Source organism: Allolucifera butyrica, from assembly GCF_900476375.1.
GTDB lineage: Bacteria > Bacillota > Negativicutes > Sporomusales > UPPP01 > Lucifera > Lucifera butyrica.
This window is the reverse complement of the sequence record NZ_UPPP01000083.1, coordinates 216291-232172: the sequence shown is the minus strand read 5'-3', so window position 1 is coordinate 232172 and position 15882 is coordinate 216291. Positions and strand designations below refer to the sequence as shown.

At 38.5% G+C, this 15882-nt stretch carries 19 protein-coding genes; 16 read left to right on the top strand and 3 right to left on the bottom strand.

The window, feature by feature from the left end:
* Positions 1 to 193: 193 nt before the first annotated feature.
* The 5 genes from LUCIF_RS16870 to LUCIF_RS16850 all read left to right on the top strand — a co-directional run bounded on the left by LUCIF_RS16870 (position 194) and on the right by LUCIF_RS16850 (position 3793).
* Positions 194 to 523 (top strand): magnesium chelatase subunit ChlI family protein, encoded by a 330-nt coding sequence (locus tag LUCIF_RS16870; protein ID WP_370745648.1) that lies wholly within the window; start codon positions 194 to 196, stop codon positions 521 to 523.
* 521 nt (positions 524 to 1044) lie between these two features.
* Positions 1045 to 1812: a 4,5-DOPA-extradiol-dioxygenase gene (ygiD, locus tag LUCIF_RS16865; RefSeq protein ID WP_122629052.1), complete on the top strand. Its 768-nt coding sequence runs from the start codon at positions 1045 to 1047 to the stop codon at positions 1810 to 1812.
* A 216-nt stretch (positions 1813 to 2028) separates the two neighbouring features.
* On the top strand, positions 2029 to 2667 hold the full coding sequence (locus tag LUCIF_RS16860) for a DJ-1/PfpI family protein (protein WP_122629051.1): 639 nt from the start codon (positions 2029 to 2031) through the stop codon (positions 2665 to 2667).
* A 195-nt stretch (positions 2668 to 2862) separates the two neighbouring features.
* Positions 2863 to 3501 carry a hypothetical protein gene (locus LUCIF_RS16855; protein ID WP_122629050.1) on the top strand — a complete coding sequence of 213 codons (639 nt, stop codon included), beginning with the start codon at positions 2863 to 2865 and terminating at the stop codon, positions 3499 to 3501.
* On the top strand, positions 3488 to 3793 hold the full coding sequence (locus tag LUCIF_RS16850; protein ID WP_165866032.1) for a replicative helicase loader/inhibitor: 306 nt from the start codon (positions 3488 to 3490) through the stop codon (positions 3791 to 3793). Before LUCIF_RS16855 ends, LUCIF_RS16850 begins: the two co-directional genes overlap by 14 nt.
* 412 nt (positions 3794 to 4205) lie before the next feature.
* Here LUCIF_RS16850 and LUCIF_RS16845 read toward each other — a convergent pair whose 3' ends face one another.
* Both LUCIF_RS16845 and LUCIF_RS26160 read right to left on the bottom strand, forming a co-directional pair.
* Positions 4206 to 4505: a hypothetical protein gene (locus LUCIF_RS16845; RefSeq protein WP_122629048.1), complete on the bottom strand. Its 300-nt coding sequence runs from the start codon at positions 4503 to 4505 to the stop codon at positions 4206 to 4208.
* Positions 4506 to 4870: 365 nt separating this feature from the next.
* Positions 4871 to 5029 (bottom strand): hypothetical protein, encoded by a 159-nt coding sequence (locus LUCIF_RS26160; protein ID WP_165866031.1) that lies wholly within the window; start codon positions 5027 to 5029, stop codon positions 4871 to 4873.
* Positions 5030 to 6035: 1006 nt separating this feature from the next.
* Here LUCIF_RS26160 and LUCIF_RS26155 point away from each other — a divergent pair.
* The 6 genes from LUCIF_RS26155 (at position 6036) to LUCIF_RS16815 (ending at position 10112) form a co-directional block, all read left to right on the top strand.
* Positions 6036 to 6194 carry a hypothetical protein gene (locus LUCIF_RS26155; protein WP_165866030.1) on the top strand — a complete coding sequence of 53 codons (159 nt, stop codon included), beginning with the start codon at positions 6036 to 6038 and terminating at the stop codon, positions 6192 to 6194.
* Positions 6195 to 6805: 611 nt separating this feature from the next.
* Positions 6806 to 7915, top strand: coding sequence for a LamG-like jellyroll fold domain-containing protein (locus LUCIF_RS16835; RefSeq protein ID WP_122629046.1), 1110 nt, complete (start codon positions 6806 to 6808; stop codon positions 7913 to 7915).
* Between the two features lie 99 nt (positions 7916 to 8014).
* Entirely contained in the window at positions 8015 to 8332 is a 318-nt protein-coding gene (locus LUCIF_RS16830; RefSeq protein ID WP_126720606.1) for a hypothetical protein, read from the top strand.
* 261 nt (positions 8333 to 8593) lie between these two features.
* A complete protein-coding gene (rpoZ, locus tag LUCIF_RS16825) occupies positions 8594 to 8800 on the top strand; it encodes a DNA-directed RNA polymerase subunit omega (protein WP_122629044.1) in 207 nt (68 codons plus the stop codon).
* A 272-nt stretch (positions 8801 to 9072) separates the two neighbouring features.
* The gene (locus LUCIF_RS27340) at positions 9073 to 9303 is read left to right on the top strand and encodes a DUF1648 domain-containing protein (RefSeq protein WP_122629043.1); all 231 of its coding nucleotides are present in this window, start codon (positions 9073 to 9075) and stop codon (positions 9301 to 9303) included.
* Between the two features lie 257 nt (positions 9304 to 9560).
* A complete protein-coding gene (locus LUCIF_RS16815; protein WP_165866029.1) occupies positions 9561 to 10112 on the top strand; it encodes a methyltransferase family protein in 552 nt (183 codons plus the stop codon).
* A gap of 1043 nt (positions 10113 to 11155) precedes the next feature.
* Here the strand turns inward: LUCIF_RS16815 and LUCIF_RS16805 are convergent.
* Positions 11156 to 11704, bottom strand: a complete 549-nt coding sequence (locus LUCIF_RS16805) for a hypothetical protein (protein WP_122629041.1) — start codon at positions 11702 to 11704, stop codon at positions 11156 to 11158.
* A gap of 247 nt (positions 11705 to 11951) precedes the next feature.
* Between LUCIF_RS16805 and rpoZ (LUCIF_RS16800) the strand changes: the two genes are divergently transcribed.
* The 5 genes from rpoZ (LUCIF_RS16800) (at position 11952) to LUCIF_RS16780 (ending at position 15849) form a co-directional block, all read left to right on the top strand.
* A complete protein-coding gene (rpoZ, locus tag LUCIF_RS16800) occupies positions 11952 to 12158 on the top strand; it encodes a DNA-directed RNA polymerase subunit omega (RefSeq protein ID WP_122629040.1) in 207 nt (68 codons plus the stop codon).
* Positions 12159 to 12797: 639 nt separating this feature from the next.
* On the top strand, positions 12798 to 13181 hold the full coding sequence (locus LUCIF_RS16795; RefSeq protein WP_122629039.1) for a type IV pilus modification PilV family protein: 384 nt from the start codon (positions 12798 to 12800) through the stop codon (positions 13179 to 13181).
* Between the two features lie 7 nt (positions 13182 to 13188).
* Positions 13189 to 13680: a PilW family protein gene (locus LUCIF_RS16790; protein WP_122629038.1), complete on the top strand. Its 492-nt coding sequence runs from the start codon at positions 13189 to 13191 to the stop codon at positions 13678 to 13680.
* 12 nt (positions 13681 to 13692) lie between these two features.
* Positions 13693 to 14766 carry a hypothetical protein gene (locus LUCIF_RS16785; RefSeq protein ID WP_122629037.1) on the top strand — a complete coding sequence of 358 codons (1074 nt, stop codon included), beginning with the start codon at positions 13693 to 13695 and terminating at the stop codon, positions 14764 to 14766.
* 354 nt (positions 14767 to 15120) lie between these two features.
* Entirely contained in the window at positions 15121 to 15849 is a 729-nt protein-coding gene (locus LUCIF_RS16780; protein WP_122629036.1) for an NAD-dependent protein deacylase, read from the top strand.
* Positions 15850 to 15882 lie beyond the last annotated feature (33 nt).

Below are 15882 nucleotides of genomic sequence, written 5' to 3'. Positions count from 1 at the left end.
TTTTTTATGAACGGTGAAAGTCATGTTAGTCAAGTTGTGAACTTCACGGTTGTCCGTGCGGTTTTTTAACTGACCCGGCTAAAGAGTGCACTTGCAGTCAGCAAGAAATCCGCCGCTATGTAAAAAAATATCCGGGCCGTTATTGGACCGGATTGATATTCACGTTCATGTTCCCCGTCTGGAATACAGTGAAATGGTCAGCAATCAAACTGCCGAGTCATCCGTGGTTATCCGCCGGCGGGTGGAAGAAGCGCGGGCAGTACAATATCGCCGGTTGAGTTCGCATGGTTTTTATTGTAATTCCCAGATGGGTCACAAACAGTTAAAAAGTATCTGCGCTATGACCCGTGATGCGCAAGACCTGATGCGCCAGGCTTTTACAAAGATGAATTTAAGTGCCAGAGGATACGACCGTATTGTCAAAGTAGCACGAACCATTGCCGATCTTGCCGGAAGTGAAAAGATAAACGGACAACACATAGCGGAAGCAATTCATTTTCGTAATAATTTACGGATGGTTTAGGGGAAATTCGCAATACACTAGAAGTTTCCTTTCCAAATTAAGTTTAACAGGCCATCTTGTAAATCCTAAGGATTTAAAGAAACGTGACGAGAAAAGGGTGGAGTAAATAACATACAAAATTTATCAGGATACTTCTATCCTTACGGAGAAAGGGGCTGTCGCATTAAGCGTTTGCCTTGAAGACAGCCCTTTTCCAATTTCAAGGAAGTTATATTGTCTACTAATATATTTTGTTATTTGCTTATCAGGAATAATCCAATCCCACAGATAATCATACCAGCTATTTGCCGTAATGATACAGCTTCTTTATATAGTAATAGTCCTATAAGCAGTAAAACACAAGCTAAAATGATATTTGCAAATATTTTTAGGTTGTTAGGGAACGGTTAGCACTCCCTTTGTAGAAAGGGGGTGGTTGATGTGCTAAGAGTGAAGGTATAATCTATCTCCCTCAGAATATCTAACAACAGAAACTCGAAATAGTTCCTATTTTGAGGCTTTAAGAATTGGAGGTTCGTTTTATGCAATTGATGCCAACCTTGTTTATTGGTCATGGCTCGCCGATGAACATCATTGAGGACAATCAATTTGTCCATGGCTGGCGACAGATCGTGACGTCATTGCCAAAGCCAAAGGCCATACTAGCTGTTTCAGCTCATTGGTATACCGAAGGGACCCGTGTGATGGACAACAAACTGCCTCGAACTATTCATGACTTTTATGGTTTTCCCGAACAATTGTATAGTATTAATTATCCGGCATCTGGGAACCCAACACTTGCGAAACGCATTTTAGAAATATTGGGGAATGCAGCTGTGCTTGATGGTAGCTGGGGTTTGGACCATGGAACCTGGTGCGTGTTGCGGGCAATGTATCCAAATGCGGATATACCCGTATTGCAGGTAAGTGTAAACCGTCGCATGTCGGCGGAAGAGCATTTGGCATTAGGAAAAAAACTGAAGGATCTTCGTTCACAAGGAGTAATGATTTTTGGCAGTGGCAATGTAGTACATAATTTAGGAATGATCCAATTCTCTAGAAATGGTGGTTATGATTGGGCATATGAGTTTGACAACTATATTGCAGAATGCGTGAGCAACAATGATAAAAAAGGTGTGGTCGGCTATAAGGCATTCGGTCAGGTTGCAGAGTTGGCTGTGCCGATACCTGACCATTTCTATCCTCTGTTGTATGTATTAGGTGCTGCGGAAGAGACAGACGAAATTCGAGTGTACAATCAGGATTGCATTATGGGCAGCTTGTCTATGACATCGTATGTATTTGCTTGACGACAAAGAAATGCAGACACGGATTTTTTATGGAAAAACAGTCTTTTGTATAAAAGCCGTTTTCAGCCGGTTTAATTTTGAGCCACCGGTTGGAAAAAATCGGCGAATAGGTGGTTCTACATTAATTCCAATTATTACGAAATGATATTACGAATTTTAGCATCCTTATGAAGAAAAACGCTCAGAACTTACAAAATATGCGAGGAGAGGGATCCGATGGAAAATATCGCAACAGGGAAAAGTGTTTATGTGCTTGTCTTCGACGGTATGGCTGATTGGGAGCCGGCAATTGCCCTTTGTGAGATAAGAAGGCGAGCGAATCTTCCGGTCGTTACCGTCGGTTTCTCTAATGAACCGATTACGACCATGGGGGGGCTGAAAGTATTGCCTGACATCACGTTAGATGAGCTTAACCCGGAAAAAGCAATGTTGGTGATCTTGCCTGGCGGCGAAATGTGGCAGAAGAAAAATCCGATATATAAAAAATATTTTGATGGTATTCAGTCGCTTGAGAATTTGCTGATAGAGTTTCATCGAAAAGGAGTGCCGATCGGGTCGCTTTGTGGTAGCACAATAACTATGGCCCGGGCCGGTTTGTTAAAAGGGGTAAAACATACTAGCAACGGACCGGGCTTCCTTGAACAATTTGTACCGGATTATGCCGGCAAGTCCGACTATGTCGAAGTCTTCGCGGTTCGTGACGGAACAATTATAACAGCGGCAGGTTCAGGCTCGGTCGAGTTTGCCCTAAAGGTTATTGAGATTCTGGAAATTTATCCAGAATCGCAGAGGGAAGAATGGTATCAGGATTTCAGGTTTGGCAAGGGAACCTTCAGAGTATTGTCCAGGATATAATAGTTGATACATGATTGTTAGCCTGACGGAAGAGCAAGGGAAAGCTTTTCTATTGTAAAATAAAACTACCCAGCATTTTTAAATAACATACAAAATTTAGCAGGATACTTCCATCTTTATGGAGAAAACGCCCATAACTTACATTTTTGTAGGTTATGGGCATTTATATTATTAATATTCTGAGGAGATGAGGTTATGAACAAGGCAAAGCTCAAAGAAGCCGAAGAAAGATTTATTATGCGATATCCCGGTGGCTTTTCTAATCCTCGGATGGTCGAATTGGCAAAAAAGCACAAAGTAGAGAAAATGAAAAACTTGGCGCAAGACAGTTTCTCGATTGGACAGTTTGAAAGTGCTATTAACATTGTAGATTTTATGGACAAGGTCGTCAGCCAATCCTCTTTGATTTCTATTTTTGAAAAACCAAAATTTCGGGATTTAGTAAAAGTTATGAATGAAAATGAAAAAGAGCATTTATCCCATGGGTTGAAGGAGTTTTTACATGGTGATCAAGCGTTTGGCTTTAGGCTGATGACAGGTCTGCTTCAGGAGTATAAACTGGCGAAATGGCCGTTGCTAACAGTCTATCCTATATATTATCGGCCTAGTGTGGAAGTTTTTATCAAACCTACCACAGCGAAAGGGATAATCGAGTATTTTGAATTAATAGGAATTAAATATAACTCCAACCCAACCTTTGAATTTTATCAGGCTTATCGAGAACAAATTATGCAGATGAAACAAGAAGTGGATATTTCCCTGCAAGTTGACAATGCTGCTTTCTGCGGTTTTCTCATGATGGCTATGGAGAATTATGCAGGTGCTGGAATGTAACGCGAATATGCCGACGTTGCAAGACCGGCAAATTAACTTGCAGGTTACCGTTGCTCTCTGGCAGAAGATGCTTGCCGATTTTCCGTACAGTGTCTTGGAGCAAGCTGTTGCCAAGGTTATTATGCAGTCGAAAATTTTTCCCACAGTGGCCGAAATTCGAGAAGCAGCCGAAAGCCTTATGCAGAAGGCGAATTTCTTACCCAGCGCGGAAGAGGCTTGGGATGAGGTTATGTGTAAGATTGACCCATATAGAAAACCTACCTGGAGCCATTGTTTGGTGAACAGGCCGTGAAAACAATTGGCTACAAAGATCTTTGCGGTAGTGAGGCCATTGGCGTAGAACGGGCGCATTTTTTCAGGGTGTATGAATCGTATCTTCGGAGGGAAAATGACCAAGTGATAAACGAGAAGGTATGTGCGCTTTCGAAAGGAATCATCCGCAGTTTACCTGGAGGCGCAGCCGGATGCAGATATCATTAGCCTGGGCCCGGATGACAGAGTTATGATTCAGCTTTCAAGTGCGGATTTCTGCGGCGCGTATCCTCGGAAAGGCTGTCCCATGTAAGCGCCAAAACAACTTAAATAAGGGGAGACGGGATTGCAAAAACAATACGGCTTGGCCCAAAGCTATGGATCTAAACTTGCCCGGATGATGGAGCGCCTGGCCGTCAAAGAATACAACTGGAAATAGTGGTAGGAGCAGCTTAATAAAAGTACGAATAATCATGGTCAAGTCGTTTATTCAATACATCCTTAATTTGCTGAATTTCTTTCCGCAATGCATCGATTTGTGTTTGCGTATTTGGCATTGTGATTTCCTGTTGAGTTTTTAGTAATGCGCGTTGAGTCACGACGATTAATAGTGCGACACCTGCTGAAACCATAAAATTGCCAAGGACAAGAAGTTCCTCATCGCTTAATGAATTTCCAACGCTGATACCGAAAACGGAAACCAATACAACAATATCTTCTGGAGTTAAATTTCCAAATAATATATTCTCCATCTTTATCATCCTTTGAATTCATAAGTAGATATATCTTGTTTTTCTTAATGTATTTTATGAGAAAAAGGAGGTCTTATGATGAAAGTGTTAACAATCCTCCAGCCGTGGGCATCACTTATAGCGATCGGTGTGAAACGAATTGAAACGACGTAGATGAATGTCTCGTAAAAATAAATTCATGATGGCTTGTATCCTTCGCTATCATAGTCATAATAAAAAGTCAGGATCTGCCATTGCATCACCTGACTTGAATAGAACTTTACTGTGATTGTCCAAATAACAATAATTTCAGACACACCGAAGCAAAAGACTAAACGTGTTCCTTGTCTAGTGTCGGTCGATCAGAGTTATATGTCTGGATATAATTAGTCTTCTGATTCTTCTTCAACTTTTACTAATTTAAAATCTTTCTTGTAATCATTAGGCACTTTTTCTGAGGCGGAAAAATACGCGTCGATGTAAGTATCCCCGGTGACTAAATCCTCGGTTGGTTGACCATTAATGATGATGTGGTAGGTTGGCATAAAGGCAACCCCCCTTTCTTTGTTAGTTTAGTCGATATACATGTTCTATGCAAGGAAAAACTTTTCGTCAGATTAAGCCGATGGCACGAAAAAATGAAAGGATTATGGAAATTGAAACAGTTCAGGAATAAAAAGACCCGGGATTAACCGGGTATGGGAGAGGAGAAATCACTTTGATGGGAACCGATAATATGGGCGACATGTCAATTCATCAATGACTCTGGTTCGGCTCCCAACCATAGTATGGCAAAACTGGTTGAATTTATACATCAGGAGGACAGAGTATGAAACTCAAAGTATCATATGGCTAAACCAAAAGCCTGCCGGGATTCAATAACGTCCGGGCAAATGCGGAATTTGAGGTTGAAGTTAACGATATAGCCAAGATTGATGACGCATACCAGCATGCGTGGAAGATCGTGCGAGAACAGGTGAATAAGAACCTGGAACCGGGACTTCCGCAAGAAGAAATTCTATTTTAGAGACTTAAAAAGGGGCGGCCAAACCGCCCTAATCGCATGTAATGAAGCGGAGAACTATTTACAATATTACCGGGAACTAAAACAAAGCATTGAACATTCAAATTACATGATAAGTCGTCTCGTAATGAAAACTGCTCCGGCGGATGCAGTAGTGGGCATTTCTTTTTGAGGAAAAACTTCACTCCAGAACAACTAAGCCAATTTAGAGATTTAATTAACAATATGTTGGATTCTAAATTATTTAAAAAGGAAAATAAATGTTATTTGAAGTGTGGTTTTGTAGAGGAAGGGCGTTCCCGACAATCCTTTTACATTAATGGTCATTATACAGATACCATTTATATGGGTATTCTTAAGGATGAGTATAACAAATTAAAAGCCACTAAAAACTAAAGAGCCGGATGCGCTAACATCCGGCTCAGGCCGGCCCCCCCCGGACGAGAGACAGTAGAAGGACCGCGGCCGCGGATCGTAGGAGATACTGTCTCGTAATCCATTTTAAGGGATTAGCGGGGTGCTATGCAATGCACAAAACGAACAAATGTTCTGGTAAAGATCAGCAGGATCTTTTAATTACGCACGAAATCGCGTTAATTGAGGGAATTGCAGAAATGCTGTCGGGTTACAGTATAGATTTTAATTACTGCCGTTCTGGTTTTTGGACTGAGGCGGTTATTATGTAGTTAATTTGTTTTTGCGAACAAGTTGTCTTGAAAAAACGAGGAAATAGACTGATTTAGGAGAAATTAATGGAACCTATGAATACCTTAGATACTAGAGCTTCATTTTGACATGATACAAGCCAACGGGCAGAGGAATTGGAATACTCATTTGTTAAAAGGTAGTATAATGATTATAGGTTTAAACAAAAGGAGATGTTTACTAAATGGGAGATAAAAGCCCTAAGAATAAGAAAAAACAACTGAGAAAAATTGCCGAGAAAAAGGCTGCTGCTCATAAGGAACAAGAGAATACTTTAAAATCTGAATGAGTCATTTTATTTTTAACGTATACTTTTAAGCCGCTCATCCTTCGGGGTGGGCGGTTTTTTATTTTTCACTTATCTGTTTTTTCTTCTTTCTGTACGGATATAGAATAGAGAATTACATCGTTTTCGAATTTATGGATTAGGTGAGACTTTAATTTTGCAGAACTCATTAAAATTTTGAGGGTTTACCCGTTTAAATAAGACAATGGAATGAATGTATATAAGTGAAAGCCGATATACAGAAAATACACATCAATTAAAGAGTTCCTTGGCTATTGTCGGCTAATAAAAAATGGAGGTAATATTATGTATCAGGTAGACCAAAACACACTTGCATTATTACATTTTGAAGATGGAGTAAAGGATGAATGTGGAAATGACTGGATTATTCAAAATAATGGGGTAAGTATTAGCCAAGCTCAAGTAAAGGATGGCGATGGTAGCGCCTATTTTAATGCCATAGGTGGTATGTACACAGATGCTGCAAGTAAATTTGTTTTTGATACTGGAGACTTTACTATTGATTTTTGGCTTTATTACATACAAGGGAACTATGAAGCATCCTTTGGAAATGTAGTATTGTTATTAGATAGCCGAGAAAGTGCTAATAGTGAACAGCCTATCTATATCACACTGGATTCTAACTATAAGTTGGCTTTTTCTATAGAGGACAAAGTTTTGACATCGTCTGCCGGAGCTTTAAAACCTAATGAGTGGATACATATTACTTGTGTACGTAACACAGGAACTGGATATATTTTTGTTAATGGAGAAATTGTAGCATCAGGAGATTTGAATGCTGGCATTAATAAGTCCTTTCCTATATATTTAGGTGGAGATAGCTATACCAGAACAAGTATTGGTGCAATTGAAGCTTATCTTGATGAATTTCGCATATCGAATATAGCTCGGTGGACATCTAATTTTGCGCCTTCTGCACCAACTAATTTATCTGCAACTGCAGGCGATTCTAAGGTAACTCTTTCCTGGGACGCAGTAACCGATGCAGTCAGCTACAACGTTAAACGTTCAACCACTGCAGGTGGTCCATACACAACGATTGCAAGCGGAGTTATCGGCACGAGCTACGTTGATACTGACGTTGTAAACGGAACGACATATTACTATGTGGTCACGGCAGTAATAGAAAACGGTATTGAAAGCGATAACTCAAATGAAGCATCTGCAACCCCAGTAGCTGCAAGCAGGGCTTTGTTACGGGTTACGATGAGTGATTCCAGCGAGCGGGAATATAAATTAACTACGACTGAAATTAATAATTTTGTTCAATGGTATAATCGTACAGTTGGCACTGGCAATACTTGTTATACCTTTGATGATATTATTAATGGCAGCAAAGAATATCTGGCTTTTGAAAAAATAATCAGCTTTAAGGTAGTACCGATTGCTCAATAAGAATTAAGATTTCCCCTGGCTACGGCTGGGGAGACTTTTTTTATTTTGTCACATATTTGCCACAAACACTTTTTATAATTAAGGCAAATCATAAAGGCGGTGTTTCTAAATGAAAAGGCTTTTATTTTACTGACGGTTTTCGTTGCCGTTAGCATTTTCCCCTTAGCCGCATATGCCCATGATAATGACTATGATCATCATCGTCATGATCGAGCATATCATGAAAAAATGTGGAAAGATCATGAACGGGAATGGCGCGATCATGACCGGGAATGGAGAGAGCATAGTGGCGACAGGCACTGGCGAGAAGTACACGCGAAAGAATGGCATGATTGGTATCGTTGGCACGAAGACAATGAACATGAATTCCATCTTCACGTATCGGATAAACATTTTAACCTTGATATTAATGGATAAGTCTCGGAAATAGCATAAACTGCTCATCCTTCAGGGTGGGCTTTTTTATTTCCCAACATATACCTATGCTACACTTGATCTCCTATCCGCGCAGCTCTTATAATCGAGATACAAACATATGTTCTGTGAGGGCGTGAATTTTTATCTGTCTTCAGTCGCATGGAACAGGAAAAATATGGTATAATATTACTGCGGCGAATTTAATAGTAAAGTGGAAGGCGAAATTGGCAGAGAAGATAATAATGAAAAGAGGCAAAGATAATGAACCTACCAGCATTAGAAATATTGTTAAATGAAATTGACAATAAATATACTCTTGCCATTTTAGGTGCTAAACGTGCAAGAGAAATAGAGCAAGGAAGTGAACCGCTAGTAGACAATGAGTCAACGAAGTCAGTTACCATAGCCCTGAATGAAATTGCCGAAAAGAGAATAACTTTTATGAAGATAAAAAGTGGAATTAAGTAGGCTTATTTTTGTCAGCCGCTTATCCAGCTCCTACGGTAGGGAGCTTTTTTATTTGTCACCTTTTTGTCACAAATTTGTTATAGACTTTTAAAAGAAAAAATTTCCATATATAGAATTTTAGTCCTATAGAATTAACGTATTTTAGAGACTTTAATCCCATTTATTTCAGGTGAAGGAAGAATGTGGGAATTTATGAAGTGATAGGAAAGTTGTTTTTGAAACATTAGCTAACAAAATATTTCAAAGCAATGCATTCTTAGAGGAGAGGAAAGATGGACAATAATAAGAAATTGTTACTGCAAGATTGGCCTGTCTGGGCTTTATTGGTCCTCGATTTGGCTGTATCGTTGTGTGTTTATCCCCATCTACCGGCAAGGGTACCCATCCATTGGAACTTACAGGGACAGCCGAATGGATGGGCATCTTTCTTATTAATGCTTGTGGCTGTGACTCTACTTCCAGTTGTATATTCGTATCTTGATTTCCGCAAAAATAGTCGCTGATTTTTGCAATGTTTAATGTCTATCAAAAACGTCTTATAGTTTAAATTAACAGCCAACATTTTTAAATAACATACAAAATTTAGCAGGATACTTCCGTCATTATGGAGAAAACGCCCATAACTTACATTTTAGTAGGCTATAGGTATTATTGTTTTAAAAATTATGACTTGATAGACAAAATAGCTGTAAATGGTCGGGCGGTATACGGATTACGGATCACTGTCCGGATTATACCTCCGGACGGTAGGAGGGACTTTATGATTAATACGGATTCTATTGTAAATTATATTTTAAGATTTAATTCAGGAAGACCAAGTCCGCTTAAGAAAAGAGTGGTCTCACTAATAATAGGAGCAACAGTATTTTTGATAATTTTTCCAGGAATATTTATTTTTATTGGGTTTTTTGCTGACCGTTATTTGAATTTGATTTGGAATCCTTTCTTAACTAAAATAATTCCTATATTCTGTATTCCGATTGGACTTTTCTTTTTAATATGGACAACGTTGACGCAGTGGTTGTTAGGAAACGGTACGCCAGCCCCTAATGCACCTACCCAAAAACTCATAGTAAAAGGACCCTATAAATACTGTCGAAATCCGATTCAATTAGGTGCCATAATTTATTACTTAGGAATCGGCACTTATTTTGTATCGTTAACTGACGGAATTGTATGTTTTATATTGGGCTTTATTGTGGGCACAACCTATCATAAAGTAATAGAAGAAAAAGAATTAGAACTTAGATTCGGTGCTGAATATATTGAATACAAAAGACGTACTCCGTTTCTTTTGCCAAAGATAAAATAGAATTTACTAGCCAAAACGCTTTGTTTTGTTGGATACATCAAAGCCAATCTTAGAGGTTCAATTTTGAGCTACTGATTAGAAAAAATCAGTTGAGCGGATAAACGGTTCTACCATAATTCCAATTATTTTCAAATAGCATACAAAATTAGCAGTATACTTCCATCTTTATGGAGAAAATCGCCCGTAACTTACATTGTTTGCGGATCGGGCTGAGTTAAGTTAATGAAATTATAGAAAATCCGGCATAGTGCCGGATTTTGTAAAAGCTAATGTAAATTTACTCTTCCCGTAGCTAGCCATACTTGACCCAAGAAAGTACACTGTATATACAACATTTTGAATAAAGAGAGTAGATATTAATGAGCAGAATGTTCAGGCTGTTGGCTTTTATAAGCATATGGGATTTCATGTCATAAATCGTTCTGAAATTGATGGGGCAGGAAAACCTTATCCTATCTTGCATATGGAATTAAATTTTATTTAAGAACTTTGCTTATTTTTCCTCAAAAAATCTTCCGCTTCTTCTTCTTCTCGTTCGTGGTGCCGGTCATCCAGCCCGATAACATAGGAATTATCGCTTATACTATTAAAATAAAAGCCGGGAAAATCTCCTGGCTCCTAGTATGTTTATTTAAATTCATAACCATAGTTATGACAAAATTTGTGTGGCCTTTTGCATGATATGGTTAAGCAATGCATACGGAAACCCATGTACTGACCACAATCAATGATACCATCAAAGTGAGTTAAAATAAAGTTTAGCGGAGATGGGACCATGTATTTTAGCTTTCATTCTAAATTCTAAAATAATTATAAATTGAATATAATCACACCAGAATTTATAATTTGAAGGTGAAGAATATGACCAAACGTTGTCTGACCAGCAATCATCACTTTATATGCACAGATAATGAGCTTGGCAGTAGAATAGCCGAAGGATTAAATTTGAAATAACAAAACACGGCGCTAAGCCGTGTTTTTTATAATGCCGAAAGCCTTCAGTTTTCGATCGCCTCTTTTGATTACCATTGTACATGTTATATTTACCGATGGTGATATCCCCATCCCCAATAACCATGCCATCTAGGATGAACAATTACAACTCGCTCATCATAATAGTATGGCAAACGGTTTAGCGTGAATTTATATTTACCTGGATGCCATCCATCTTTACCAACGTAAATATCCATCGGACTAATTTTGTGTCCGTCCATATAGATTTCCAGAGATAGATAATCCCCATCAGCTATATCAAAATCGATACCTACAGTCCTACCCGTTGTAGTAAACTGAAAATCAACAGTATCCCGGTCACTTAAGTGATAATAATCCTTATCTCTAAAGAAGCGGTCATCAACATTTTGGAAATGCCCATTAGTATGTATTGTCCCAGTAAAAGTATGTTTATCACCAACTGTTGTAGTGCGTAAATGAAAACCATTATAGTCATGCCAAACAAATGCGCCACTAATATGGTTGGGATTGAGTATATCAGGTTCGCCCTCATAATTAGGTGCCCATGCCATAAGAGCAGTTGCTGGAAGATAGAGAATGGACAAAAGAATCAATAGAAAGACAACGGATTTTTTCACAACTAAACCTCCTCTAAAATTTTCTCAAAGAAACCCGGCGAAGGGCATTACGCACTTTGATTTCATATTACACTTAGTTTGTGGCAATCCTGTGGCAAAATAGCGTACGTTTCGGCTGCCGGGCTTTTTATTTGTCTTCAGCCGCATGGAACAGGGAAAATATGGTATAATATTACTGTGATGAATTTAATAGTAAAGTGGAGGCGAAATTGGCTGAGAAGATAAATAATGAAAAGAGGCAAGGATAATGAACCTACCACCATTAGAAATACTGTTACATGAAATTGACAATAAATATACTCTTGCCATTTTAGGTGCTAAACGTGCAAGAGAAATAGAGGAAGGAAGTGAATCATTAGTAGACAGTGAGTCAACGAAGCCAGTTACCATAGCCCTGAATGAAATTGCTGAAAAGAGAATAACTTTTACGAAGATAAAAAGTGGAATTAAATAGGCTATTTTTGTCAGCCTCTTATCCAGCTCCTGCCATAAGGTAGGAGCTTTTATCTCGGTGTGGCTTACGGTAAATGGAAATTACGCTTGGTCGCGCTTGTCATGCTACTGAATGCGGCTAGTGCTTTTATGACTTTGCGGTCGACTGGTTAGTAAACTGAGCACCAGATCAGCAATTTTTACGTTTTTCTTATAAATTATTCATACTATCTTCATAATTTATTGATATAATTTAAACAATCAATATAGCAAGAGGATATCCCTTCCAGTATTTGCTATATTGAGCTTAAATCCTGTCATGTAACCTTATGCAGAATACCCTTTACTTCGGTAGAGGGCATTTTGCTTTCAGCTAAAATAAAGATCCGCTCGTCACTAGCCGAGTGTTTATATATATTATTCCTTAGTTTTACACATCATCTCCTTACGCTTACCCCTCGCTTCGGTGAGGGACATTTTTTTGCCAAAAAATACCCATGTTATCTATTTGTTAATTATCAAATAACTTTTTGCAAGAAGGCAGGGAATTTTTATTCTTCAGCAGAAATAAGCGAAATAAAATGAATTTTTGCGGTATTGAATGCATCCAGAACGGAATTCGAGTATATGAGCTGTATTTAGAGAGGAAGCAAAAAGGAGTATGGTAAAATCGCAAAAAGGCTTTTTGCTGATAGATGTGTTAATCGCGATGGTTATTTTGGGCTCTGCCATTATGGCTATGTCATATGCCTATGCCCAATATGTAAAGGAGGCGGCGGCAGCAAAAAATTATAACCAGGCAGTCTATTTAGCTAAATCACTACTTGAAGATATGAAACAATATGATGGCAAAAGTGCAATACCTCTTGCTAACTATCCAACTCACCAGAATAAATTTAATAATAACGATACGACCTTTACAGTTTATCAGCCGGTCGAAACGGATATAAATTCAAAATTAGCAGCAATAAAAGTAAAGGTTACTTGGAATGAAGCGAATTCTCAAAGGCAAATAGAAATTGTTGGATATTATTATCAACCGTAGGTGTTATATGAATAATAAGGGATTTACTTTAGTTGAATTTATTGTTTGGTCGGCAATGGCAGTATTAATAAGCGTTGGGATTATTAGCCTATTCGCCTCAATCGTTAAGTCTTATCAATATTCGTATGAGCAAGGGAGTAATGCCCAGGATGCTCAAAACATTTTAAACTTAATAACTAATGAATTACGCAATGCTGCCAGTATTACGAATTTAACCAATACAGAAGTTGATTATACAACTTCTGTTAATGGTACGACAGAAAATCGTAAAATTTATCTTGGATCGGGTAATAATGCCCATACAATTATTTATGCTGTAAATAATACTATAACTAAAGAATTGGGCGTGGATCGGGTAAAGGAATTTAATTTTGATCCGATACTTACCAGCAATAATAAGAAAGAAATTAAGATAACTCTAACTATGCAAAATCAGCAAAATAGCAATCTTCCTTTAGTCCAATTATCTGATACTGTTGTAACTCTTAATGACATGTAGGATGTGGTTTACTTGCTAAGAAATGAAAACGGATTTACAGCAGTTCTTGCAATAATAGTTATGTTATTTGCTTCAATCATTATTGCTGGACTAGGCCCGATGATAAATACTACTGTTAGTGCAGCAGTCAATAATCGGGATGTGATAGAAGCGGAATATGCAGCCGAAGGTGGGGCAAAGAGGGCCATTGTTGAGTTTAATCAAACAGGAACAGATTGGACTTGGCTTAATAAAGATCAGCAGTTTGATACCGATTTTCCAACTAATCAAAAAAAGTACAATGTAATTATTTATAAATCTGCGGATGCATCTAAAACTCCGGTTACACCGGTTTTCAATGCGAATAATACTTACGTTATTCAGTCGGTTGGAACAGTGGGAAAAGCGAAAAAGACTGTATTGGTTACGGTGAACGTTACTACTGGCGGTGGTGGCGCCGGTGGGATAACAAACTATTTGATGTACAGTGGTGGAAATATAAGCTTGTCAGGGTCATATACACAACATGGTAACATAGCTGCTAAAGGTAGTATCGATACGAATGGTAGCCTTGCACCTGATAATAATTCAACGCTTTTACCTAATCAAAATGATATCAGCTGGTTATCTGATTTTCCTGTTTTGACGTCAACCATTGATTCGGACCGTCCGAAGACGACTGTGAACCCGGATAAGAAGGGTAATTATACTTTATCAGGCAATTATAATAATCAAACAATTGTTGTAAATGGTGATGTAACAATAGCGGCCAATACAAATTTTTCTAATACATCAATTTATGCAGATGGAACAATTGATTTACAAGGCGGGGGAATTAACTTTAATAATAACTGTTATTTGGTAGCAAATGGTGACATTACAATGAATGGAAGCGTTAATTTGGGCGGGGCGGTTTTTGTTTCCTATGGAAGTATAGATTGGTATGGCAGTGGAACGCTTAATTCAGGCGCTATTTATGCACAAAAGGATATAACCTTACATGGATCGTATACGCTTACCTATAGTGAAACGACAATAAAGAATACTATAGGGGCTGGTGGTGGAGCAGGAGAACCACCAATTATAGGGCCGTGGAGCAGTCAATAGCAGTAGGATACGGAAGAGCTAAGAATCTTTTTCAGATAAGAAATGATAGGGCAAAACGATTTTGGGGCAAGAGACTGTAGATCTAGAGTTGCTGACTGCTTCTAATCTGTAAATACATTTTGACAACCGCCTGGGCCAGGCAGAGGGAAGAGTCTAGTAGTGGCAAGGGACTGACCGTGGTGTCGGTAATGACGTTGAGGTAAGAGTTTGCAATGGAGGGGGTAGTATACCCCATTTATTGCTGGAATTTGTTAGAACGTATAAGAAATTCCTAGATCAATCCCGTACTGATTATTGCAGACGGTTGTGGTATATTCGTATGATTTGCATCGTTTATTGGAAAGAAGGATTAAGATGAAGCAAATTGAACAATTACAAAAAATTATTTCAAACAGTGATAATATTGTATTTTTCGGTGGGGCGGGAGTATCAACTGAAAGTGGAATACCTGATTTCCGAAGTGTTGATGGGCTGTACAATCAACAATATCATTATCCGCCGGAAATGATGTTAAGCCATACATTTTACGTTGAGCACACAGCCGAATTCTTTGATTTTTACAAAGATAAGTTGATTTTTCCTAATGCCAAACCGAATAAGGCGCATTATAAGCTGGCCGAAATTGAAAAGGCCGGTAAATTGAAAGCAGTAATAACGCAAAATATAGATGGAATGCATCAAATGGCGGGAAGTAAGACAGTGTTAGAACTTCATGGTTCAGTAAAGGGGAATTTTTGCGAACGCTGCGGAGCTTTTTTTGATGAAGAGTTTATTATAAAAAGTTCGGGAATACCAACTTGTTCTTGTGGCGGAACCGTAAAACCGGATGTGGTTCTGTATGAAGAGGGGTTGGATAACGGTACAATGCAGCAGGCTAGATCATTTATATCAAAAGCCGACGTACTTATTGTTGCAGGAACTTCTTTAGTAGTTTATCCTGCGGCCGGACTGATTGATTATTATCGCGGCAATAACTTGATTATAATTAACCGAGCTCCAACACCTACTGATGAGAGAGCTAATCTTTTAATTCAGGCCAATGTCGGAGAGGTACTTGGGCAAATTTCTATAGGATTAAGGTAATGCGGAAAGGAGCTGGTCAAATAACGTTTGTGT